This window comes from Ruegeria sp. B1 (assembly GCF_056535885.1).
Window position 1 is genome coordinate 1,709,759 of the sequence record NZ_JBQFJA010000001.1, and the last position, 21,726, is coordinate 1,731,484.

General features: G+C 56.6%; 24 protein-coding genes. 12 read left to right on the plus strand and 12 right to left on the minus strand.

Annotated elements, in window-relative coordinates:
• Window positions 1-2: 2 nt before the first annotated feature.
• From hisD to ACR3ES_RS08240, 4 genes are all read right to left on the minus strand, one after another.
• Entirely contained in the window at window positions 3-1,331 is a 1,329-nt protein-coding gene (gene hisD, locus ACR3ES_RS08225) for a histidinol dehydrogenase (RefSeq protein ID WP_170435790.1), read from the minus strand.
• Between the two features lie 9 nt (window positions 1,332-1,340).
• The gene (locus ACR3ES_RS08230; RefSeq protein ID WP_480425190.1) at window positions 1,341-2,288 is read right to left on the minus strand and encodes an ester cyclase; all 948 of its coding nucleotides are present in this window, start codon (window positions 2,286-2,288) and stop codon (window positions 1,341-1,343) included.
• A complete protein-coding gene (locus ACR3ES_RS08235; RefSeq protein WP_170435788.1) occupies window positions 2,288-2,824 on the minus strand; it encodes an ester cyclase in 537 nt (178 codons plus the stop codon). Before ACR3ES_RS08235 ends, ACR3ES_RS08230 begins: the two co-directional genes overlap by 1 nt.
• Window positions 2,825-2,931: 107 nt before the next feature.
• Complete coding sequence (locus ACR3ES_RS08240) at window positions 2,932-3,978, minus strand: ABC transporter ATP-binding protein (RefSeq protein ID WP_480425192.1); 1,047 nt, start codon at window positions 3,976-3,978, stop codon at window positions 2,932-2,934.
• Window positions 3,979-4,263: 285 nt separating this feature from the next.
• Here ACR3ES_RS08240 and ACR3ES_RS08245 point away from each other — a divergent pair, with 285 nt between their 5' ends.
• The 5 genes from ACR3ES_RS08245 to ACR3ES_RS08265 all read left to right on the plus strand — a co-directional run bounded on the left by ACR3ES_RS08245 (window position 4,264) and on the right by ACR3ES_RS08265 (window position 9,720).
• On the plus strand, window positions 4,264-5,493 hold the full coding sequence (locus ACR3ES_RS08245) for an extracellular solute-binding protein (RefSeq protein WP_170435784.1): 1,230 nt from the start codon (window positions 4,264-4,266) through the stop codon (window positions 5,491-5,493).
• A 74-nt stretch (window positions 5,494-5,567) separates the two neighbouring features.
• Window positions 5,568-6,599, plus strand: coding sequence for a carbohydrate ABC transporter permease (locus ACR3ES_RS08250; protein ID WP_170435782.1), 1,032 nt, complete (start codon window positions 5,568-5,570; stop codon window positions 6,597-6,599).
• A 2-nt stretch (window positions 6,600-6,601) separates the two neighbouring features.
• Window positions 6,602-7,486: a carbohydrate ABC transporter permease gene (locus tag ACR3ES_RS08255; protein ID WP_170435780.1), complete on the plus strand. Its 885-nt coding sequence runs from the start codon at window positions 6,602-6,604 to the stop codon at window positions 7,484-7,486.
• Between the two features lie 44 nt (window positions 7,487-7,530).
• Complete coding sequence (locus tag ACR3ES_RS08260) at window positions 7,531-8,667, plus strand: ester cyclase (RefSeq protein WP_170435778.1); 1,137 nt, start codon at window positions 7,531-7,533, stop codon at window positions 8,665-8,667.
• Between the two features lie 60 nt (window positions 8,668-8,727).
• Window positions 8,728-9,720 (plus strand): nuclear transport factor 2 family protein, encoded by a 993-nt coding sequence (locus tag ACR3ES_RS08265; protein WP_170435776.1) that lies wholly within the window; start codon window positions 8,728-8,730, stop codon window positions 9,718-9,720.
• An 87-nt stretch (window positions 9,721-9,807) separates the two neighbouring features.
• Here the strand turns inward: ACR3ES_RS08265 and ACR3ES_RS08270 are convergent, their stop codons facing one another.
• Window positions 9,808-10,260 carry an Lrp/AsnC family transcriptional regulator gene (locus ACR3ES_RS08270; protein ID WP_170435774.1) on the minus strand — a complete coding sequence of 151 codons (453 nt, stop codon included), beginning with the start codon at window positions 10,258-10,260 and terminating at the stop codon, window positions 9,808-9,810.
• Window positions 10,261-10,397: 137 nt separating this feature from the next.
• Between ACR3ES_RS08270 and ACR3ES_RS08275 the strand changes: the two genes are divergently transcribed.
• Window positions 10,398-12,785: a transketolase gene (locus ACR3ES_RS08275; protein ID WP_170435772.1), complete on the plus strand. Its 2,388-nt coding sequence runs from the start codon at window positions 10,398-10,400 to the stop codon at window positions 12,783-12,785.
• 22 nt (window positions 12,786-12,807) lie between these two features.
• On the opposite strand, the gene ACR3ES_RS08280 is transcribed toward ACR3ES_RS08275, so the two are convergent.
• Window positions 12,808-13,431 (minus strand): J domain-containing protein, encoded by a 624-nt coding sequence (locus tag ACR3ES_RS08280; RefSeq protein WP_170435770.1) that lies wholly within the window; start codon window positions 13,429-13,431, stop codon window positions 12,808-12,810.
• Window positions 13,432-13,538: 107 nt separating this feature from the next.
• On the opposite strand from ACR3ES_RS08280, the gene ACR3ES_RS08285 reads away from it, so the two are divergent.
• On the plus strand, window positions 13,539-13,793 hold the full coding sequence (locus tag ACR3ES_RS08285) for a BolA family protein (protein WP_170435768.1): 255 nt from the start codon (window positions 13,539-13,541) through the stop codon (window positions 13,791-13,793).
• A 22-nt stretch (window positions 13,794-13,815) separates the two neighbouring features.
• On the opposite strand, the gene ACR3ES_RS08290 is transcribed toward ACR3ES_RS08285, so the two are convergent.
• Genes ACR3ES_RS08290 through ACR3ES_RS08300 form a run of 3 tightly spaced genes read right to left on the minus strand, consistent with a single transcriptional unit; the run spans window position 13,816 to window position 15,868 of the window.
• Complete coding sequence (locus ACR3ES_RS08290; protein WP_170435766.1) at window positions 13,816-14,613, minus strand: metal ABC transporter permease; 798 nt, start codon at window positions 14,611-14,613, stop codon at window positions 13,816-13,818.
• Complete coding sequence (locus ACR3ES_RS08295) at window positions 14,613-15,353, minus strand: metal ABC transporter ATP-binding protein (RefSeq protein ID WP_170435764.1); 741 nt, start codon at window positions 15,351-15,353, stop codon at window positions 14,613-14,615. The genes ACR3ES_RS08290 and ACR3ES_RS08295 overlap by 1 nt, the downstream gene beginning before the upstream one ends.
• A gap of 2 nt (window positions 15,354-15,355) precedes the next feature.
• Entirely contained in the window at window positions 15,356-15,868 is a 513-nt protein-coding gene (locus ACR3ES_RS08300; protein WP_170435763.1) for a transcriptional repressor, read from the minus strand.
• Window positions 15,869-15,924: 56 nt separating this feature from the next.
• Between ACR3ES_RS08300 and ACR3ES_RS08305 the strand changes: the two genes are divergently transcribed.
• From ACR3ES_RS08305 to ACR3ES_RS08325, 5 genes are all read left to right on the plus strand, one after another.
• Complete coding sequence (locus tag ACR3ES_RS08305; protein ID WP_170435761.1) at window positions 15,925-17,085, plus strand: metal ABC transporter solute-binding protein, Zn/Mn family; 1,161 nt, start codon at window positions 15,925-15,927, stop codon at window positions 17,083-17,085.
• Window positions 17,086-17,310: 225 nt separating this feature from the next.
• Entirely contained in the window at window positions 17,311-17,883 is a 573-nt protein-coding gene (locus ACR3ES_RS08310) for a CobW C-terminal domain-containing protein (protein WP_480425195.1), read from the plus strand.
• Window positions 17,880-18,515 carry a DUF1826 domain-containing protein gene (locus tag ACR3ES_RS08315; protein ID WP_170435759.1) on the plus strand — a complete coding sequence of 212 codons (636 nt, stop codon included), beginning with the start codon at window positions 17,880-17,882 and terminating at the stop codon, window positions 18,513-18,515. Before ACR3ES_RS08310 ends, ACR3ES_RS08315 begins: the two co-directional genes overlap by 4 nt.
• The gene (locus tag ACR3ES_RS08320; RefSeq protein WP_170435757.1) at window positions 18,515-18,772 is read left to right on the plus strand and encodes a DUF6525 family protein; all 258 of its coding nucleotides are present in this window, start codon (window positions 18,515-18,517) and stop codon (window positions 18,770-18,772) included. The genes ACR3ES_RS08315 and ACR3ES_RS08320 overlap by 1 nt, the downstream gene beginning before the upstream one ends.
• A gap of 101 nt (window positions 18,773-18,873) precedes the next feature.
• Window positions 18,874-19,602, plus strand: coding sequence for an HhH-GDP family DNA glycosylase (locus ACR3ES_RS08325; protein ID WP_170435755.1), 729 nt, complete (start codon window positions 18,874-18,876; stop codon window positions 19,600-19,602).
• A gap of 77 nt (window positions 19,603-19,679) precedes the next feature.
• Here ACR3ES_RS08325 and ACR3ES_RS08330 read toward each other — a convergent pair whose 3' ends face one another.
• The 3 genes from ACR3ES_RS08330 to ACR3ES_RS08340 form a co-directional block, all read right to left on the minus strand.
• Window positions 19,680-20,129: a DUF1284 domain-containing protein gene (locus ACR3ES_RS08330; RefSeq protein ID WP_170435753.1), complete on the minus strand. Its 450-nt coding sequence runs from the start codon at window positions 20,127-20,129 to the stop codon at window positions 19,680-19,682.
• Window positions 20,126-20,713: a biotin transporter BioY gene (locus ACR3ES_RS08335; protein WP_170435751.1), complete on the minus strand. Its 588-nt coding sequence runs from the start codon at window positions 20,711-20,713 to the stop codon at window positions 20,126-20,128. The genes ACR3ES_RS08330 and ACR3ES_RS08335 overlap by 4 nt, the downstream gene beginning before the upstream one ends.
• A gap of 243 nt (window positions 20,714-20,956) precedes the next feature.
• Window positions 20,957-21,589 carry a GntR family transcriptional regulator gene (locus ACR3ES_RS08340; RefSeq protein ID WP_170435749.1) on the minus strand — a complete coding sequence of 211 codons (633 nt, stop codon included), beginning with the start codon at window positions 21,587-21,589 and terminating at the stop codon, window positions 20,957-20,959.
• Window positions 21,590-21,726 lie beyond the last annotated feature (137 nt).

Here is a 21,726-nt window from a genome sequence, read left to right on the forward strand (position 1 = left end):
TTCTACTCTGCGGCCTCTTGGGGCAGAACGGCCTGGCCATAGGGCACGTTGCGACCGCCAAAGCGGCGCACACGGATGTTGCATTGTTCGGCATGACCCACGAAACCCTCAAGCATGCACAGGCGAGACCCGTATTCTCCGATCAGCGCTGCTGCCTCATCAGTTTCGACCCGCTGATAGCTGTGCGTTTTCAGGAACTTGCCGACCCATAGCCCGCCGGTGTAGCGACCGGCTTTTTTTGTTGGCAAAGTATGGTTTGTGCCAATGACCTTGTCGCCGTTCGCGACATTGGTGCGCGGCCCCAGGAACAGCGCCCCATACGAGTGCATGTTGTCCAGATACCAGTCGTCTCGGTCCGTCATGACCTGCACGTGTTCGTAGGCCATATCATTGGCCACCCGGAGCATTTCATCATGCGTATCGCACAGAACCACGTCTCCGTAATCCCGCCACGATGCGGATGCGGTTTCCCGGGTTGGCAGGATCTCTAGCAGGCGCTCAATTTCAGCCAGGGTTTCATTCGCAAGGCTGCTGGAGTTGGTGATCAGACAGGCGGGGGAATTGTAACCGTGTTCAGCCTGCCCCAATAGATCGGTTGCGCAAAGCTCGGCATCCACCGTATCGTCGGCGATCACCATGGTTTCCGTGGGCCCCGCAAAGAGGTCTATTCCGACCCGTCCAAAAAGCTGCCTTTTGGCTTCTGCGACAAAGGCGTTTCCGGGTCCGACGATCATATGAACCGGTTCGATTGTTTCGGTTCCGATTGCCATTGCGCCAACGGCCTGGATGCCGCCCAGAACATATATCTCGTGTGCACCACCCAAGTGCATGGCAGCCACGATTGCCGGGTGCGGCGCACCGTCCACCGGCGGGGCCGAGGCGGCAATCCGCGGCACACCCGCCACCTGTGCCGTCAGGACCGACATATGCGCGGATGCGACCATGGGAAACTTGCCGCCGGGCACATAACAGCCGACGGACTGGACCGGGATGTTCCTGTGCCCCAGCACAACGCCGGGCAGGGTTTCGACCTCGATATCCGTCATCGAGGCACGTTGCGCTTCGGCAAAGCGCCGAATCTGCGTCTGGGCAAACTTGATGTCGTCCATGTCCCGGGCCGACACCTTTTGCATGGCCGCCTCGATCTCAGACGGGCTCAGGCGAAAGGCGGCGGGATCGTAGCCGTCGAATTTCCGGCTGAGCGCGCGCACAGCGGCATCGCCGTTTGCCTCGATATCGGCGAGCGTGGCCTCGACAACCTTACGCACCTTGGCGTCATCTTCGGCGCGGGCGTCAGCGGGTTTGCCGGATTTTAGAAATTGAACCGTCATATCAGCCTCCTAGGCTGCGGGTTTTTCGCCAAAGTCAAATGGTTCCTCGCGCCCCCAGCCCTTGCCGGCGAAGACGTCTCCGCCCAACTGCTGGACAATGCTGGCGAAATCGACGCGGACGATGTTTTCGGCGATCCTGGTTTCCTCGATCCGCCAGAAGTCGATATAGGGAACACGGATGCGTTGGCCCGTGGCCTTGATCCCCATGAAATCACGTTCCAGCGTTGCGTAACAGGCGCCGAAACAGGCGGCCCAGTCACCATCCTGCATGAAATGCGGGCTTATGAAGTCGCGGTTGCCAAAGTAGTCACGGAAGGGCAGATACCAGCCGCTTTCAAACTCATCCAAGCCGTGTTTGAGGCCGCATCCGTAATTGGCATCCCAAACGAAATCCTCGTGGAAGAACGCTGAGACATCCACATCCGAGCGTTGCAGCGCCGCTTCCATCGACTGCACCACCTTAAGCGGTTCGGCGGTCGCCCCCTGACCCTGCTTGCCGCGCCACAGACGAGTGACAGGCGGGTCCAGGCGATCCCAACCCTTGCCGTCGAACACATCCCAACCCAATTGGGCTGCGACGCTGGGAAGATCAACATGAACCTTGTTGTACGCGATGCGACCGTCGCGGATTTGCCAGAAATCGACATACGGGATTTGCAGCGGTCGCCCGGTGGCCGCAATGCCCATGAAATCACCGGCATGCGTGGCGTGGCAGGTCCCGATACAAGCAGCCCAATCCCCATCTTCGAGCCAGACAGGGGTGTCATAGCGACGATCCTTGAACGCTCTGCGAAAGGGCTCCTGCCAGTCTCGTTGGAAGTCATCAAGCCCGGCCTTGCGCCCGCATCCGGCATTGCCATCCCAGACAAAGTCCTCATGAAACCACGGCGTCAAATCGGTTTCCGAGCGTCCGAGCGCCTGTTCCATGTCCTGCACCAAATCGAGAACGGTGCCCATTACACTCTTCCTTGCGGTTGGGCTGGTGTTGCGTCACCGCGGTCAAAGGCTTCCCAGCCCTTACCGGCAAAAACATCGTGGCCAAGTTGCGACAGCACATGCGGGAAATCGACCATGACCCAATTGTCGACGATTTTGCCGTCCACCACTTTCCAAAAATCCATGTACCGGATTTCGATGCGTTTTCCGGTTGCTGACAGGCCCATAAACTCTCCGGAATGCGTGGCCTCTTGGCGACCAAAAGCGGCAGCCCATTCACCCATATAAAGCCGCGCCTCGTCGATACACACCTTGTCGGAAAACGCGGCCTGAAAGGGGCGTTGCCAGTTGTCCTGAAACTCTTTCAGCCCGGTCTTGGTGCCGCAGCCAAAATTCCCCATCCACCGAAAGCCATCGGCAAAGAAATCGCCGATATCATCAATGCGATGGTCATTCAGACCGTCCACCATCGTTTCGATCACTGTCCGGGTTTCCGCCGTTTTGCTCTGGTCGGTGTCACGGCTGAGTATGGCTTGCTCTGGTCGGGAGCCTTTCATGCCGCCCCCTCCTTTCTTTCGTCATATGGTGCCTGATTGATCGGGCGACCTGTTGGACATCCGGTCCTGGGCCCGAGCGCGTTTCAAAAACCTGCTCTCAAGGCGGATCAATCCAGCCTTTCACCGCTTGCGGCATCGAAAATGTGGCATGCGGACGGCGGGATGTTCACGCCGATCTTATCGCCGATCTCGGCCCGGTAATCCTTGGCTGCGCGGATCGAGGCAACCATGCCACCCAGACGCATCGTTACGATCGTTGCATCCCCCAAAAGCTCGAGCGCGTATAGCGGTGCAACGGATGAACCATCGGGATCAATGGTGGCGTCCTCAGCGCGGAACCCAAGCGTGACATTCCCCTCATATGTGCTGGACAGCCCACTGATGCTGGTGTTCTCGCCAGTGAATGTGCCGTCGGACAAGTGTCCTTCCAGCAGGTTCATCGCGGGGCTGCCGATAAACCCTGCAACAAAGGTATTTGCGGGTCTGTCGTAGATTTCTGTGGGGGTCCCAACCTGTTGCACAATGCCCTTGTTCATTACGACCACCCGGTCCGCGAGGGTCATTGCCTCGATCTGGTCATGTGTCACGTAGATCGTGGTGACCTGAAGTTCGTGACTCAGGTTCTTGATCTGGTGTCGCGTCGATACCCGCAGCTTGGCATCAAGGTTCGACAGCGGCTCATCCATCAAAAAGACGTTGGGCTCGCGGACGATTGCGCGGGCGAGGGCAACACGCTGACGCTGGCCTCCGGATAACTCGGCTGGTCGGCGGTGCATGAATTCGGTCAGTTCGACCATCTCGGCGGCGCGTTTTACCCGTTCGTCATGGGTCGCGGGATCCGACTTGCGGACTTTCAAGGGGAATCTGATGTTTTCATAAACATTCAGGTTCGGGTAGAGCGCGTAGCTCTGAAACACCATCGCCACGTCGCGATCTTTTGGATCCAACTCATTGACGACTTGGCCGTCGATTACGATCTCGCCGTCCGTGATGTCCTCCAGCCCTGCAATCATACGCATCGTCGTAGTCTTGCCGCAGCCGGACGGGCCAAGCAGGACAAGGAACTCCTTGTCCGCGATGGTCAGATCAAAATTGTGAACCCCTACGAAAGAGCCCCAGCGCTTTGAAATATTCTTTAGCTGTATCTCGGCCATCGTTGATCCATACCTTGCATGCGTTCCCAAAAATATGTGCCAGCGAATCTATCATTATGCAAGAAAAACTTGGGATGGTGCCTGTGAAGAGTCCATAGTTTACGATATAAAGCATTGTAAAATATAAGAAATAAAAATATCTATGCTAAATGTAAGAAATTCTTGTCACACTCATTTTATTCAGCATAATAGTGAATGCGAATGCATAATAAGAGCCGCAAGCGGCAATCTTTAGTAAAGGCAGGTTAAAGCCTGCAAACCAGGGTCCAACCGGAGGGTTCTAAAATGTCCTTAATGAAAAGCTTTGCGATCAGTGCTGCCGCGATGCTAATGGCAACCGCAGCTGTCGCAGACTGCGAAATTGGCAGTGGCAACGTAAATGTGCTTGCGAACGACTTCCCTGCACTAAAAGCCATTACGTCAACAGCTGGTGAATGTGCCGGTGGCGTTACAGTTGCAGCCAACCATAACAAAGACTTCCGAAACTTTTCAGTTCAGGCGCTAACCGCCAATCCCGCCGAATACACGTCGGTCATTGTTGCCAACTCGTCGATCGTACCGCTGCTGAATGAGGGGCTGGTGCGCCCGTTGGATGATCTTGTCGCCAAGCACGGGCAGCATCTCAAGAAAAACCAGTTGATCACCATTGACGGCAAGATCATGGCGATCGCCTTTATGGCAAATGCGCAGCATTTGTTTTTGCGTCAGGACATCCTGGATCAGGTCGGCAAGCCCGCCCCCACGACGTGGGAAGAGGTCATCGAAACCGGGCAGGCGATCAAAGACGCCGGCATTATGGATCATCCCTTTGCGTTCCTCAGCATGTCTGACTGGAACCTGGGTGAAGAATTCGTGAACATGTATCTTGGCCATGGGGGCGAATTTTTTAAACCAGGGACGGCCGAGCCTGCGGTTAACAACGAAATCGGTGTCGCGACGCTCAACAAGCTCAAAGAACTGGTCGCTCTGTCGAACCCCGACTTTCTCACCTATAACACTGCGACCGTCGTTCCGATCTGGAAGTCCGGCAATCTGGCAATGGCACAGCTGTGGGGGTCCAGTGGCGGTGAACTTCTGAGCGGTGAAGGTGCCGAGGAGGGCGTCGCGGAAAACACTGTTCTGGTCGGCGCCCCGACTGTTGCAGGCGGTTCAATGCCCGCGTCTTCCCTCTGGTGGGACGGGTTTACGATTGCAAAGAACATCTCTGACGAAGATGCCGAGGCAACCTTCCTTGCGATGATGCATGGCATCTCAGACAAAATGGTCGAAGAGAATAACGACGCGGCAGTCTGGCTGATGGACTCGTACACACCTGGGCCAGCGGCTGCTGGTATTGCCGCAACAGCGGCAGCGGGCGCGGATCCCTATCCGATGTTGCCTTACATGGGTCTTTTGCATCAGGCGTTCTTTGAGGAACTGCCCGACTTCCTTCAGGGCAATGAGAGCGCTGAGCAAACCCTCTCCGACATTGAGGCCGCATACACCGCTGCGGCACAAGAAGCCGGATATCTTTGATCGCCACGACCGGGGCCGCTTGCGCGGTCCCGGCACGTTTTTTAGCGTTGTGGAACTGACCCAGGTACCTCGCCATGAAACATCGCACTTTCTTCTGGTTCATCCTGCCGTCCTTGGCTGCGATGATTCTGTTTATTGCGCTGCCCATTGTCTCGGTTGCGATACAGTCGCTGTTCGTCGAGCACGAGCAGATCATGATCGAGGTTGAAAACTGCGGCCCCTTCAATTGCGAGACGGTTCTGCAAGTGGATAACGAGGCCACTGCTGCGTTGCTGGAAGAGGCTCCGTCAGGGCGATTTAATGGGCTTGGAACCTATACGAACCGCAAGCATCTTGCATTCGAGCAGGTCGGTGAGGCATGGAATACGACCCAGACCTGGGGTGCGTTCATTTCCGAATTGCTGAACTTGCCGTTTTACAAGGCCCTGATCTTTACGCTGACCTATACCGCCGTGGTGACACCGTTTGTCATCGTATTGGGGTTGGGTGTCGCATTGGCAGTCAATACGTTGCCGCGTGTAATCAAAGGTCCGACGATTTTTGTGTCGCTGCTGCCCATGATCGTAACGCCGTTGATCGGTGCATTGATCCTGTTCTGGATGGTCGATGCCGATGGCATCATCGGTGCGACGTTACAGAAAATATTCAACGATCCTAACCTGTCGCTCAAAGCGTCGATGCCACTGACATGGATCATGCTGATCGTGTATGGAATCTGGAGTTCAACGCCCTTCAGCTTTGTCGTCTTTTATGCAGGTCTTCAAACCGTTCCGTCAGAGACACTCGAAGCCGCCAAAATCGATGGCGCGTCGCGTTGGCAAGCCATTCGATACGTGGTCGTTCCATACATGATGCCGCTGGTGGTGTTTATCACGCTGATGCAGTTGATGGACAACTTCCGGGTGCTGGAACCCATCGTGAGCTTCCAGGCATCGGCCAAGGCGACATCGCTGTCCTTCATTATCTACAATGACCTGCGCGGTGGTGACACTCCGCAATTTGGATCAGCTGGTGCCACGTCGATCCTGACAATTCTGGGTGTGGCAGTCCTGCTGACACCTGTTCTGATCCGCACATGGCGCGATTTTAACCGAAAGAGGGCCTGATCATGTCAACATCCGTGGCTGACAGACGTTCCAGTGGACTAATCTGGTTCACAACCAGCTTTGTCGTACTGTGGGTGCTAATTGCTGCCGGGCCGTTCCTTTGGACCTTGTGGGGATCTTTTAAGGTGCAGCCGGATTTCTTTTCGAAGTCCGATTGGACCAATGCCCTCTACGGGGTGGTGACCAAGGCCGAAACGGGCAACGCATTTACCAGCGCGGGGTACTATGGCGCTTGGGTCGAACAAGAGTTTTGGCGCAGTGCAATCAACACGGCAATTGTTGTATTCTTTACGGTCATCATCTCGCTGACCCTTGGCACACTGGGCGGTTACGCTTTAGCGCGCTCCGGGTTTCGCTATGCGTTCTGGCTGTTGATACTGGCGTTGATCTTTCGGGCCATGCCGCACATCACGCTTGTGTCCGGCTATCTGCTGCCATTTTTTGAATGGAACATCTGGGGCAAGCTTGGGACAACGATTGTCGTTCTTGTCGCGATCAACCAGCCTTTCACACTCTGGATGCTGCATTCGTTCTTTCTGAATATTCCCAAAGACATGGATGAAAGCGCCATGGTCGATGGCTGCACGCGGTTCCAGGCCTTCCGCTATGTGATCATTCCGGTGATGTGGCCCGGCGTGATTACGACCGGGCTGTTTAGCTTCCTTTTGGCCTACAACGATTTTCCGGTCACCTCTGTCTTGCTGAGTTCCAACAACCAGACAATGGTTCCAAAGATCGCCAGCTTCCTGGGAACTGTGCGCGAAACCGGGGACGTCATGTTTGCAGTGGGTGCGGCGGTCAGCGCGATGATCCCGCTGTTCTTCCTTGTGCTGTTCTTCCAGCGCCAGATTGTCAGCGGTCTGACGGCAGGAGCGGTCAAAGGATAGTTACAAAACAATTCCCAACCACGTTGTTCTGAACAGGAGAGGACATGTCACGGAACTATGGGGCGGCGCAGCCACTTGCGCGGCGACACATGCCTACGGGCTATGATGTCTCATTTCGAGAGTATTCGAACAATCGGGCGGTGCGGATCCCCGAGGATTTTGGTCCGAAACAGGATCTCCGCGGGTTCGATCCTGACTACGCCAACATCGTGGACTACATCGTCCGGATCACCCACCGGATCTGGGAATCCGATCCGCCGCAGGTTGATTACATCGCCGAGTGCTATGGGCCGACGTCACTGATTTATGACGATTATGGATTGCAGACGGGCAATAAGAAAATCATTGCCGACACGCATCACACGACCGGAGCCTTCCCGGACATCGTTTTGGACGCCGAAGAGATCATCTGGGCCGGGGACGATGAGGTCGGGTTTCACACGTCGCATCTAACACGGATCATTGGCACCAATACCGGCCCCAGCCGATATGGACCTGCGACGGGCAAACAGGTCAGCGTCATGGTCATCGCCAATTGCGTGGCACTTGAGAACGATATCTTTTTGGAGCACGTGCTCTACAACACGTCGGCGATGCTGCAACAACTGGGTATCGATCTGTGGGACGAGGCCGATCGACTGGCCGCCGACCCCCCGCCGGGCTGGCCGCGCAGCCAGCAGACTTGGGACGATCTGCGTAAATCAGCGGCCCCGGTGAAACCTCTGTCACAGGCAGAACCGGTTGATGGGTTTGACCCGGACGGGTTTGCGCGGCGCGTGCATGACAGCATCTGGAATGGCGACATGAGCGCGGTTGACACCGACTACGTGCCCGACCTGCCATTCGAAGGCACGACCGAACGCCAGTTCACCGGTACAGCGGCCTACAAGGAATACGTCCAAAGCCTTCGCAACGCCTTTCCTGATCTCGCGATGCAAGTGGACGAGGTCTACTGGATGGGCAACGACACAGATGGCTGGCTGATTTCGACCCGATGGAGCGCCGAGGCGACCCACGCGGGAGAGACCGATTTGTATCGAACCGCAACGGGCGCGCACTGCCAGATTTGGGGCATTACCCAATGGCGCGTAAGAAACGGCCGTGTGGAACAGGAATGGCAGTTGTTCAACGAGCTGGACCTGATGATGCAGATCGCCAAGGCCCGCCAAGACGCATCCTGAGCCACCCAAAACACCTCAGGGGGCAACCTGAGGGACAACCCCTAACCAAGAGTAAAAGACATGTCGGACTTTCAATCTGCAAAAACGCTGGTGCGCAATTACTTTGATGCACTCAATGATAACCCGGTGGCGGCTGCCAAAACCTACTTTGCCCCGGATGCGATCTGGCGTGGCTATCATCCGTTCCACGAAATCCAAGATCCGGTGGAAGTGGCCGAGCGGTTCTGGATGCCCCTGCAAAACAGTCTGCGGCGGATGCAGCGGCGGCTTGACATATTTATGGCCGGGGAAAACCATCTGGAAGAGGGCGGCACCTGGGTCGCGTCGATGGGGCATCTGATGGGCTTGTTCGATGAACCGTGGCTGGACATTCCACACACCAACAAGATTGCCATGCTGCGGTATGCCGAGTTCCACCGCGTGGAAGGCAACAAAATTACCGACACGGCGATGTTCTTTGACATTCCGCATCTGGCGGCGCAGGCGGGCTTGCGGCTGTTCGCATCCCAAACCGGTGCGCAGTTGGTTCAGCCCGGACCGATGACTCACACCGGTGTCATGTTCGACCCGCAGGACCCTGAAGAGGGGCGTCGAACTCTGGCCGCCATCGAGTTCATGATCAACGATATCCGCGACTGGAAAGGTCGCGAGGAACTGGGGCTTGAGGAAGAACTGCCGCGCAGTTGGAACGACGACATGATCTGGTGGGGTCCCACTGGAATCGGCGCCGCCTATACGATTGAGCGTTACATCAAACAGCATTCCGGCCCGTTCCGGGACGGGCTGGCGGACCGTCATTTCAACGGACACATCGCACGTATCGCAGAAGGCGAGTTCGGCGGTTTCTTCGGCTGGCCAAATCTGACGCTCAGACCCTCAGGTGGTTTCATGGGTATGCCCGCGACCGACAAGCTGAGCGACATGCGCGTTATCGACATGTATCGCCGATCCGGAGACAAGCTGACCGAAAATTGGATCTTTATTGATCTGCTTCACTTCTGGAACCAGCAGGGCGTCGATATTCTGTCGCGCATCCCCTTTATGCGCGGTTAGGCCGACTGTTTGTTCGGCCAATGCAGGCGCCGTTTTCTCCCCTCGGCGCCTGCATGCTTTGGTTAAGTGTTGGAGTCTGAAACGGCCCTATCTGAGACGGCTGCCCTGGTCTTTGACCCGCCGAATCGGAATGGACGACTCGATGGACGCCACACCGGGGATTTTTGTCAGGCGCCCGGTCAGGAAGACTTCAAATTCGTTGAGATCGGAAACGGCGACGCGAAGAAGATAATCGAAACTTCCAGTCATCAGCCAGCAATCCACGACTTCGGACAGTGTGCGCACGCTGCGTTCGAACTGTTCCAACTGGCTATCTATCTGTTTATCCAAGCGCACCGAGATGAAGACACTGAAGCCAAATCCCATTTTGGCCTCGTCTATCCGGGCGCTATACCCGCTGATGATCCCGTCGACCTCCAGTTTTCTTATGCGCCGCGCGCAGGGGGACGCAGACAACCCCACGCGGTCGCCCAGTTCTTGATGAGACAGGCGGGCATTGCTCAAAAGTTCGCGTAAGATGCGGTGGTCAATATCGTCCATGTCCCCGACATTTACGCTGGTTTCGGTCGTACGCAACCAAATTTGCGCTCGATACTGTCAAGTTTTCTAGCTGACCAGCAGAAATTGGCAACATCATGCGCCAAGTTTCCTTTATTCCTGCGCGAAAGGAGTGATTTATGACCGCTGATCCCCGCCACCTGAAATCGATCGAACGACACCTGTTGTGGATGTCCCATTGGATGATTCACCACGCCAATCATGTCCGGTCGAAGACGGATGGGATCAAGGTCGGAGGCCACCAGGCGTCTTCCGCTTCTATGGTGTCGATCATGACGGCGCTTTATTTCTCGGCATTGAGACCCGAGGACCGGGTCGCCGTCAAACCGCATGCATCACCAGTGTTTCACGCGATTCAGCATTTGATGGGCAACTTGCCGGTCGAAAAAATGAAGAACTTCCGCGGCTTTGGAGGGGTGCAATCCTACCCCAGTCGTACCAAGGATGTGGACGATGTCGATTTTTCGACCGGTTCGGTGGGACTGGGCGTTGCCATAACGTCGTTCGCCTCAATTGTGCAGGATTACATTTCGGCCAAGCCTTGGGGTGGTGACCGACCGCTTGGACGGATGGTGGCGCTGGTTGGCGATGCCGAGCTGGACGAGGGCAATATTTACGAAGCGCTTCAGGAAGGCTGGAAAAACAACCTGCGCAACACCTGGTGGATCATCGACTACAACCGCCAGTCACTGGACGGGATTGTGCGCGAAGGTTTGTTTGAAAGGATCGAAAAGATCTTTGATGCGTTCGGTTGGGATGTCATACGCGTGAAACACGGTGTCCTGCAACGCGCAGCCTTTGACGAACCGGGCGGTGACCGGCTGCGTGAATGGATCGACGGGTGTCCAAATCAGGAATACGCGGCGCTGAATTTTATGGGCGGGGCTGTCTGGCGGAAGCGTCTTTTGGACGATCTGGGGGACCAGGGAGACGTGTCCGCATTGATTGAAAGACGCAGCGATTTGGAGCTCGCGGCGCTCATGGAGAATCTTGGCGGCAACTGTGTGGAAACCATGGCTCAGACATTTGCCGCGCACAATCACGACAGGCCCACCTGCTTCCTCGCTTATACGGTTAAAGGCTGGGGGACACCTATTGCGGGGCACAAGGATAATCATGGCGGTCTGATGAATACCAGCCAGTTCAGCCAGTGGCAGGCGGGTCTGGGCGTAGAACCGGGTCAAGAATGGGACCCTTTTGCCACCGTTCAGGATACCGAGGCGCTAAAGTCGTTCCTGTCGGACGTGCCGTTTTTTACAGAAGGACCGCGTCGATTTACGGATGATGCCATCGATGTCCCCGCCATTGAAGTTGACACCAGCCGCGAGATTTCAACACAGATGGCATTCGGTAAAATCCTGGATGACCTCTCAAAGGGCCAGAGCGATCTGGCTGGTCGAATTCTGACCACCTCGCCGGATGTGACTGGAACGACCAACCTCGGGCCGTGGGTCAATCGGCGAAAACTGTTTGCGCGGTCCGAACAGGCGGATGCATTCATCGAACATCGAATTCCCTCGACAGCCAAATGGGAGTTCACCCCGAAAGGGCAGCATATCGAGCTCGGTATCGCTGAAATGAACTTAATGCTGCTGCTAGGTGCCGCCGGCTTGTCGAATTCTCTGTTTGGCAAGCGCCTGATCCCAATTGGGACGGTTTACGATCCATTCGTATGTCGCGGTCTCGATGCGTTGAACTACGCCTGTTATCAGGATGCACGGTTTATTCTGGTCGGGACACCTTCGGGCGTAACCCTTGCTCCCGAGGGCGGAGCGCATCAGTCCATTGGAACGCCGCTGATAGGGATGAGCCAGGACGGCTTGGCAGCTTTCGAGCCCGCGTTTGCGGATGAGCTTGCCGTTATCATGGAGTGGGCCTTCGACTACCTTCAGCGTAACGGCGAAGGGCAACCGGATGAGCGTACCTGGCTGCGAGACGAAACCGGGGGATCGGTCTATTTGCGTCTGACGACCAATCCGATTGAGCAGCCGGGCAAACGCGCCGATGACGATTTTCGACGCGGGGCGATTGACGGTGCCTACTGGTTGAGAAAGCCGGGGCCCAACTGCGAAATCGTGATCGCATATCAGGGTGCGGTTGCTGCAGAAGCCATCGCAGCAGCGGGTTTGATCGCCGAAAGCCGACGCGACATTGGAGTTCTGGCCGTTACATCCGCCGATCGGTTGAACGCAGGCTGGACAGCAGCGCAGCGCGAACGCTCGCGCGGGGCGGTCCATGCAAACAGTCATATTGAACGGTTGCTCAGCGTTCTGGGTCCGTGTTGCAAAATGCTAACGGTTCTGGATGGTCACCCGGCCACACTCAGTTGGTTGGGTGCGGTGGCGGGCCACCAAACCATTCCTTTGGGGGTCGAGCATTTTGGTCAGACGGGAACGATTCAGGAGTTGTACCGTTCTTTTCGCATCGACAAGGTTTCTATCGTGAAGGCAGTAAGTGCTTTGTGTGAATTTCGAAAAACCCGACCTATTCACCGATGGCAATGGTAGGGCCATTGGTTGGGTGCGAAGATCACTTGAAGTTCCGGCTATCCTTGATCTGGTCCCAGGCCCAGACCACCTCCTGCAGCTGTTCTTCCTGACTCCGGTCACCGCCGTTCATATCGGGGTGAAGCACTTTGATCAGCTTCTTGTAGGCCTTGCGCACCTCGGCCTTGGACCAGCTGTCCTGAGCTTCCAGGATTTCGACGGCGCGGCGCTCGGTTGGGGGCAGGCGACGCCCGCCAGAATTTGCGCGCCCCGGGTTTTTGGTGGCGTTTTCACCCAAAACCTGATGCGGGTCTTCGATGCCCAAGCGTGCCCAAGCGCGCGCCTCGGGGTCTCCCATTGGTTTTGTTTCGCGTTCCCAAACCTTGTCCTTGGACCGTTGTGCGTTCAGCTCTGCTTCGGTTGTCCCGTCGAAGAAATTCCATTTTTGATTATATTCACGCACATGCTTCTGGCAGAACCAGTAGAAGTCATCCAAAACATCGGGCGCCTTGGGCGCGCGGAACTTGCCGGGTTCCTGGCACCCGGGGTGATCACAGATTCGCACGGATGTTTCAGACGCGCCCGACATGCCCCGTCGTCCGCGCGGGTTTTTCTTTTTGGCGCTGGAAACGGACATATCAAATCCGAACGGGTCTGATTTAGCCATGCTCTGAACCTCACGAACGTATCTTTTCGACTCGGAGGCAGCAGTTTAATCTAAGTAGCTGAAAGTAGAAGAGGGGTGCGGCAATTAATTTGCCGCTGAGCAAAAAAATGAGCGTAACCGACGAAATTCGAACCCGCCTGCAAACCGCTTTTGACCCGCGCGAGCTGGACGTGGTTGATGATAGCGAAAGCCACCGTGGTCATGCCGGATTTCAGGAGGGCGGTGAAAGTCACTTCAATGTCCGGATCCGCTCTAGCGCTTTTGCAGATCTGTCTCGTGTTGCGCGCCATCGCGCCGTGCACGCCGCGCTAGGGGACGTTGTGCAGCGTATTCATGCGCTGGCATTGGATATCGATGCTTGAAAGACCCCGCCGTGTGATTTGTCTATGTCTTTAGCCGCGCGCTCCAGCCAAGGATGCTGAAACATGCAAACAGGATGGCAGCGACACACACAATGGACGGGCCTGCGGGCGTGTCAAAAATATATGCAGCCCTCAGCCCGACTACGGATGAGACCGTTCCGATTGTCGCCGCGATCAGAGCCATCGCCTCGGGCGAGCGCGCAAGGTTGCGCGCTGCCGCCGCCGGAATGATGAGCATCGCAGCAATCAACAATACGCCGACCACTTTTATCGCAACCGCAACGGTGATCGCCAATGACAAGGTCAGTACCAATTGCTCTCGCTTGGGGTTGTACCCACTGGCGTAAGCCAGTTCTTCATTGAGTGTCGCCGTCAAGAGTTGGGACCAGCGCCAACCAATTAGCCCCACGACCAATGCGGCCCCGCCCCATATGACGGCAAGATCACCGCGAGAGACTGCGAGTATGTCGCCAAAGAGATAGGCCATCAGATCGATGCGGACACCGGACAGGAACGACACCGCAACAAGGCCGAATGCCAGTGCGGAATGTGCCAAAACACCCAGCAATGTATCCATTGCGTAGCCGCGACCGGCCAAAAGTGTCACCGTCAACGCCATCAACAGGGCCACGGCCAGCGCGCCGGTGAAAACAGACATTTGAAATGTCAGTGACAGCGCCACGCCCAGAATTGCGGCATGGGCCGTTGCATCTCCAAAATAGGCCATCCGGCGCCACACCACGAAACATCCCAATGGAGCTGCCGCAAGGGCCACGCCGATACCGGCGAGCGTCGCGCGGGTCATAAAGTCATCGAGCATTATTCAGCCGCTTCCTGGGGATGTTCATCGTGATCATGGTGATGATCGTGGTCATGTCGATACAGGGCAAGTGCGCCACCTGTTCCTGTTCCGAACAAAGCCCTGTACTCGGGCGCCGTGGCAACAACAGCAGGCGAACCTTCGCAGCAGATGTGGCCGTTCAGGCATATCACGCGATCTGAAGCGCTCATGACAACGTGCAATTCGTGGCTGATCATGAGAATGGCGCACCCGGTCTCGCGACGCACTTCTTCGATCTGCTTGTAGAAGGCGGCCGATCCGGGCTGATCGAGACCTTGTGTCGCTTCGTCCAACAGCAAGACGTGCGGCCGATTGATCAAAGCTCGGGCCAGCAGAACGCGTTGAAACTGCCCGCCCGAGAGTTGCGACATTTGTCGTCTCAGGAGGTCTGGTACGCCGGCGTCCTCCAGCGCTGTCCTGCAATCACGATGTGACACACGATCCGTCAGGCGCATGAAGCGTTCGACCGTGATCGGCAACGTCGGATCGATGTGCAGTTTTTGCGGCACGTAACCAATTTTCAGCCCCGGTTTTAACGTAACCCGCCCCGCTGATGGCTTGGCCGCGCCAATGATGGCGCGTAACAGACTGGTCTTGCCCGATCCATTTGGCCCAACGATGGTTACGATCTCACCTGGCTCGATTGCCATATCTACATGGCGCAGCACGGTATTTGCGCCATAGCGCACGCTGATATTCTCAACTGTGACGAGGGCCATGCTTATGCCTTTTCGGTGCAGTCCGGACAGATGCCCTCGGCCTCAACAACCGTTCGTTCTATCTCGAATCCAACTGCACGGGCGGCCGCGCCCAGCGTACCTTTTGCAGGTGTTGAATGCGTCTCGGCCACAGCATCGCATTTGCGACAGATCATAAAGGCGGGTGAATGCGTGGCGCCGGGATGCGCGCAGGCGACAAAGGCGTTCAACCGTTCGATCTTGTGAGCGAATCCGTTCTCAACTAGAAAATCCAGCGCGCGATAGGCAACCGGAGGCTGAGATCCAAACCCTTGTTCGCGAAGGCGATCAAGAATTGCATAAGCCCCAAGGGCCCGATGATCTTCAAGCAACATCTCCAAAACCTTGCGGCGGACGGGTGTCAGCCGCAACCCTTGCTCAACGCATCGCGCCTCGGCATTTGATAGGCCCGTTTCAACGCAATTGTCGTGGTCATGTTTGTGAAACCCGAGGGGAGCCGTTTCGTCGGCCGGATCGGGCCGCGTATCGCTTGTCATGTTATTCCATATCATGTATGCCGCCGATAACGTTATAAAATCACATAGAGGGTTTGATGTCCAGAAAGCTTGTTCCCGTTTCGATTACCGCAGCATTGCTGGGTGGTACCGCCTTGGCAGATGTCCCGAATGTGGCAGTCGATATCGCGCCGGTTCACTCTTTGGTAGCTCGTGTTATGGAGGGCGTGGGGACCCCGGATCTGATCGTGCCGGCGGGCGCTTCACCCCATGAATACAACTTACGCCCGTCCGAAGCGGCGGCCTTGCAAGAGGCGGATTTGGTGTTCTGGATTGGCGAAGACCTGTCGCCCTGGATGGAAGGCGCGGTAGAAACCCTGGCCGATGGCGCGACGGTCACGACCCTTTTGGAAGCGGACGGCACAGTTCTTTTCGATTTCCGCGAAGATGCGTTGTTCGAAGCGCATGATCACGGTGATGAGGACGCGCATGGGCACGATGATCATGCTGACGACCATGATCATGACGACCACGATTACGGCGACGAGCATGCTAAGGATGATGAGCATGCGCATGATGCAGACCATGACCATGACCATGATCCTGATGGGCACGGTAAAGACGAAGAGCACGCGCACGATGATGATCACGGTCATGAGGACCATGCGGAAGGTGATGACCATGGTGACAAGGACCACGCGGATCACGATGATCATGACGATCACGACCATGCTGGACATGACCACGGCGAACACGACCCTCACGCCTGGCTCTCGCTGGCAAATGCTGACACCTGGCTGAACGTTATCGCCGCGCAGCTGTCATCTGCTGACCCGGACAATGCAGGTGCGTATTTCGCGAACGCTGCGGCGGCACGTGAAGAAATGGATGCCCTGTCCGCCGAAGTGGCCGAGATTCTTGCGCCGGTTCGCGGGCGTAGCTTTGTGGTTTTCCACGATGCCTATCAATACTTTGAAGAGTCCTTCGATTTCCCGGCGTCAGGTGCGATTTCACTCGGCGATGCATCCGATCCCAGCCCCGCCCGTATTGCAGAAATCCAGGGGCGTATTCGCGAAGAGGGGATCAATTGCGTCCTTTCGGAACCCCAATTCAATCCCGGAATTGTGGAAACTGTCATGGGCGGTACGGAAGCAAACACCGGAGTTATTGATCCGCTCGGGTCCGATCTCGAACCTGGTGCAGCCCTCTATCCGCAAGTGATCCGCAACATCGCTAAGACCCTGGCCGACTGTCTTTGAGCGGTGAAACAGCTCGTTTGAATGAAATCCATCAAACGAGCTGAACATCGTCAGGGACAGTGTGTGTGAACGGTGGTCTGAGTGAAGTGATGGCGTTGTCCCTGACGCAGTGGAGATGAAAGAAACCGAACGGCAGATCACGGCGTGTACCTCTTGGATTTACGACATCGCCTTGCGGATTTTTCTCTGCTATTTATGCAATAGTATTACATATTGGAGAATACAGTGACACTTGACGTCACACCTGCCATCGAAGGGACAGCGGAGCAAAGACTTCCGGTCACCGTGTTGTCGGGCTATCTGGGGGCCGAAAAAACCGCGTTACCGAACCGGGTATTGAACAATCGCGAAGGCAAACGGGTTGCCTTGAGCATTAACTTCATGCCCGAGGTGAATGTCAACGCCGACCCCGTACGCGCCGAAACTGAACTCAGCCGTACCGATGAAACGCTGGCTCAAATGTCGAACGGCTGTATATGCTGCAGCTTGCGCGGCGACCTTTTGGCAGAATCATTGTCCAGCGTTCAGCCGATAGGTGCCTGGTGGGTGTCGGCTCCGGAAAAGCGGTGGCCGGAGCATCTTTCGGTTCTGAGTTACATCAAACAACATTGGCCCGAGCCGTCGGGGGACCGGCGGCAGGAAATCGTCTTTGTCGGCTCCGGTATCGACCGGTCGACGCTCAATTCTAGGCTTGATGCATGTCTGCTGCCAAACGCGCAGGCTCGCGGCCCGGGTATCCTTTCCCAGGATTTGTCGGATCCGTTCCCAGCGTGGCGCCGAGTGGAGGAGGCCGCATGAACCTTATCCGAACGCAGCTTGGAAACGCGGCGGCGGGTGTTGGCGTTGTCGACACCCCGGATGAACTCGCGCAAATTCAAACGCAGACCTGCGCCGCAGCGATCTGGAGGCGGCAACCCTGTCCCGAGTTTCAGGCCTGGATCGACGCGCTTGACCCGTCGCAATTACCGAGTGCGCGGCTGATCCTGCGTCCGGAGGCGGTTCGCGAGGCCGTTCAGCATGTTTGTGACATTGCCGGCATGGAAGAAACGTCGGAGCGAATTTGGCTGGTGGATGACATCACTGATCTCGCTGCGCGGTTTGCCAACATAATGCACGCGCCCTACCTGCGCCTGCGCCTGGATGTAATCAACACAAACGCCTGCCGGAAATTCCATGTCGATGCGATCATCGCCCGGCTAATCTGCACCTACAGGGGCACGGGTACGCAATACGGGGTGTCTAAAGACGGCGCTGATCCGTCGCAGGTGTTCACCGTGGCAACCACAGCTCCGATGGTTATGCATGGCACACGGTGGCCGGAGGCTCCGCGCTCCGGTTTTGTGCATCGCTCGCCGCCCATTGCGGGGACCGGTGAAACGCGTTTGGTTCTTGTGCTTGATCCGATTTTTGATGTCGATGAGGCGGATTGATGGGCCGTAACTTGGGTCAGACAAAGCTGCGGAAACGCCGCCGCACAGAGGATCCGATGCGCGAGTTTGACCGCCTGCCGCCGATACTTCGCGCTTGGGTGGCGCAGGCGGCCTTGCCTTGGCGCCCGAAGTCGGTTTGGCGCGCCTATACCAACGCTCTGGCCCGGACCGGAGATCAAAAGCAGGCTCTGGATGAACTGGGGCGTTTGGAGGCGAGGCAACTGGCCAAGGACGCCCGGTTGCCACTGTCGGCGTGACACAGCGGCGGCTTGGTGGCTCTGCCTGATCATGCGGTCTGCTAAGCACAAGGCATCATAAATGTTCCCTATTTGTTCCAATTTGATGTATGCTGGTGGGCATGCAGTTGACCCTGATTCCCGATGAACGAACGGACCGGCTGATCAAAATCCACAGGCGTTTGCTGCTCAGGTTTGGTCAGCCTGGCCCTCATCTGCTTCTGGACCCGGTTTCACAACTGGTCATGGGGCTCATCGGCGGCAAGACTCGCGGCGACGTCTCGTTGGCAACGTTTTGTCGCTTGCGGCAGCGATTTTCCGATTGGGAACATCTTCGCGACGCGCCGGTTCCCGAAATCCGCCAGCTCATTCGCAATGTTACTTTTTCCGAAACCAAGGCCCCGCGCCTCGGGGCGGCATTGCGAACCGTCACGGTCAGTCAGAGTTGTCTTTCGCTCGATTTCCTCGACACGCTTTCCGTAACATCCGCTCTCGGCTGGTTGGAGCGGCTGCCAGGTGTCGGCCGCAAAACTTCGGCGACCGTCCTCAACTTCAGTACACTCAGGAAACCTGCCCTTGTGCTCGACACGCATCATCTGCGCGTTTTGCAACGTGTCGGCATGTTCGGAGCATGCAACACTCCCAAAAAGACATATGAGTTGGTGGCTCCGCTACTGCCCGAGACCTGGAGTGCGGCGGATATCGACGATCACCACCAACTGGTTAAGACGCTCGGCCAAAATGTGTGCCATGTGACCCGACCGAATTGCCGCGCTTGTCCGCTGTGCGATCTGTGCATGACCGCCACGGTCACGTCGCGTATGCCGCCAAAGCCCAGATCTTTGCGGTGACATCGGTTTGGGACGGCGCCGACGCGGGACACCCTTGCCTCAATTGATAAGCGTGCCGCCGGAAACGTGCCGACCATTCAATGCCGCTCGTCGATCCTGTTCGCGCGGGTTGAAAGTACAACACTCTCAAATCCGGAACCTGCAATAGAACTGCAAAGCCCGAACCATTCGCAACCTGTGCAGGCGCGTCGAAGCTCGCTGGTCGCAAAAGCCCTGCGCAGGTTTCGCAGCACACCTTGGTCCAAAGTCAGCCGGGATCCGACCGTACAATTGATGCCGAGAATGGCACTAAGGTCTTGCGTGGCGAGTCTGTCCCGTGCGGTGACACGCTTGAGGCTGCAATGTGGTGTGGGATGGTCGAGAAGCGGGGCGCATATGGCATCCGGCCCCTCCACGATTTCCACCTCTTCGCCTGAGCTGAGGCGTTCTGCAACCTGTGTCATATTGTCGGTGAACGCGGGGCTGTACCCCTTTCCGACATATGTCAGAATGCAGAGCAGATGATGCGACCGAAGCCGTATTGTCATTCGGCACCGTGTTTCACCGTTCGCGTCATCAGCCGGAGCGTCAGCGCCCCAAGGCCTGCTTTCAGGACGGCACCAACCAGAAACGGTGCGACACCGGATATAAGGGCCTGCTCGAGACCGATCAGAGTTGCAAGCCACATCGCACCCAGGATCAGGCACAGCGCATTGCTGATCAACATGCCCAAAAATGCCAGCCACGGGTTATGTCCGTTCCAGCCGCGCTCTGCCAACCATCCCATGGCCATCGCCGCAATCGGGAAAGCGGCAAGATAGCCTGCGGTTGGGCCGACGAAATGGTGGGCGCCAGACGCCCCTCCGGCCAGAACGGGCATGCCAAGCGCGCCCTGAACCAACCAGGCGACGACCGTCACGCCGCCTAGCCGCCATCCGTACAACGCACCCAGCAGGGCAACGGCAAAGGTTTGCATCGTGATCGGCACGGGGACCATTGGCACCTCGATGTAAGATGAGAGCGCTAGAACGACTGTACCCAACACAACCGCCGCGATTTTTAGGCCCAGTGAGCCACGATCGAGACGAAGGGGGCTGAAATCCTGATTTTGTGTCGAAGCCGATGTGAGCATTTTCTGTCCTTAAATTATCGATAATAGAATCAAACTATTGTTTATTTTTCTGAAAACGTAAAGCCTTCATGAGTAGGAAGGCATAATCTGCGAAAGAAATTGGAGGTAAATGTATTAATTTAAATAGGTTATGCGGAAAGCTTTCAAGCTTCAAATAATCTATAAAATGATGAGCGCCGATTTAACTCAACAGCAGAAAATCCCTGTTTCGAAACGTGGCCTGATACCTGGACTACGGGTGCTTCAGTACTTGCCGCGCGAGCTTGTTGCCGATTGGCCGACATGTTTGGCCAGCGCCGTGGCCGCACCGTCAATATCACCAGCGCGCAGTGCGGCCAGAATGGCCCGATGATCGCGGTCCGTAGGTGTTTCCCATTCAGCACGCCAGCCTGAGAACAGAAACCGCGCGCTTGCCATGTGCAAATCATCAATGGCGCGCAAAAGCCTCGGCATGCGGCAAGGGGTGAGGATCAACCGATGAAACCGGCGATTTGCTTCCTCCCAGGCAATGACATCGCGGGCGTGGTCACTGGCCTGCGTTGCCCGTTCGGCCTCATCCAGAATCGACTTGGACAGATTGGGTGCGGCATGCCGCAAGGCCAGCACTTCGAGCGATGCCCGCATCTCAGCCACTTCGCGCACCTCGTCTGGTGTGAACCCCGAAACGCGGACACCCTTTCGGGGCTCACTTACAACAAGCCCTTGGGATTCCAGGCGGCGAAACGCTTCCCGAACCGGAACATGACTGGCACCAAACTCCTCTGCAATACGGTCCTGGCGCAATCGGGCCCCGGCCTCAATCTCGCCGGATATGATCCGGGACGCCAGTGCACGGCCGATCTGTACCGCAATGGGTTCTTCTTTTGCAGTTGTCATGAAATCCAATTAATCGGATTGCGCCGCGCCGTCGAGTGCATCGAGCGGTTCAATTCACCTGTCAGTCCTGACCGGGCTCCAAGGATTTAGGCAACATCGGCACTCCGGCATTCCGAGGACTAATAGTCTCAGATCAC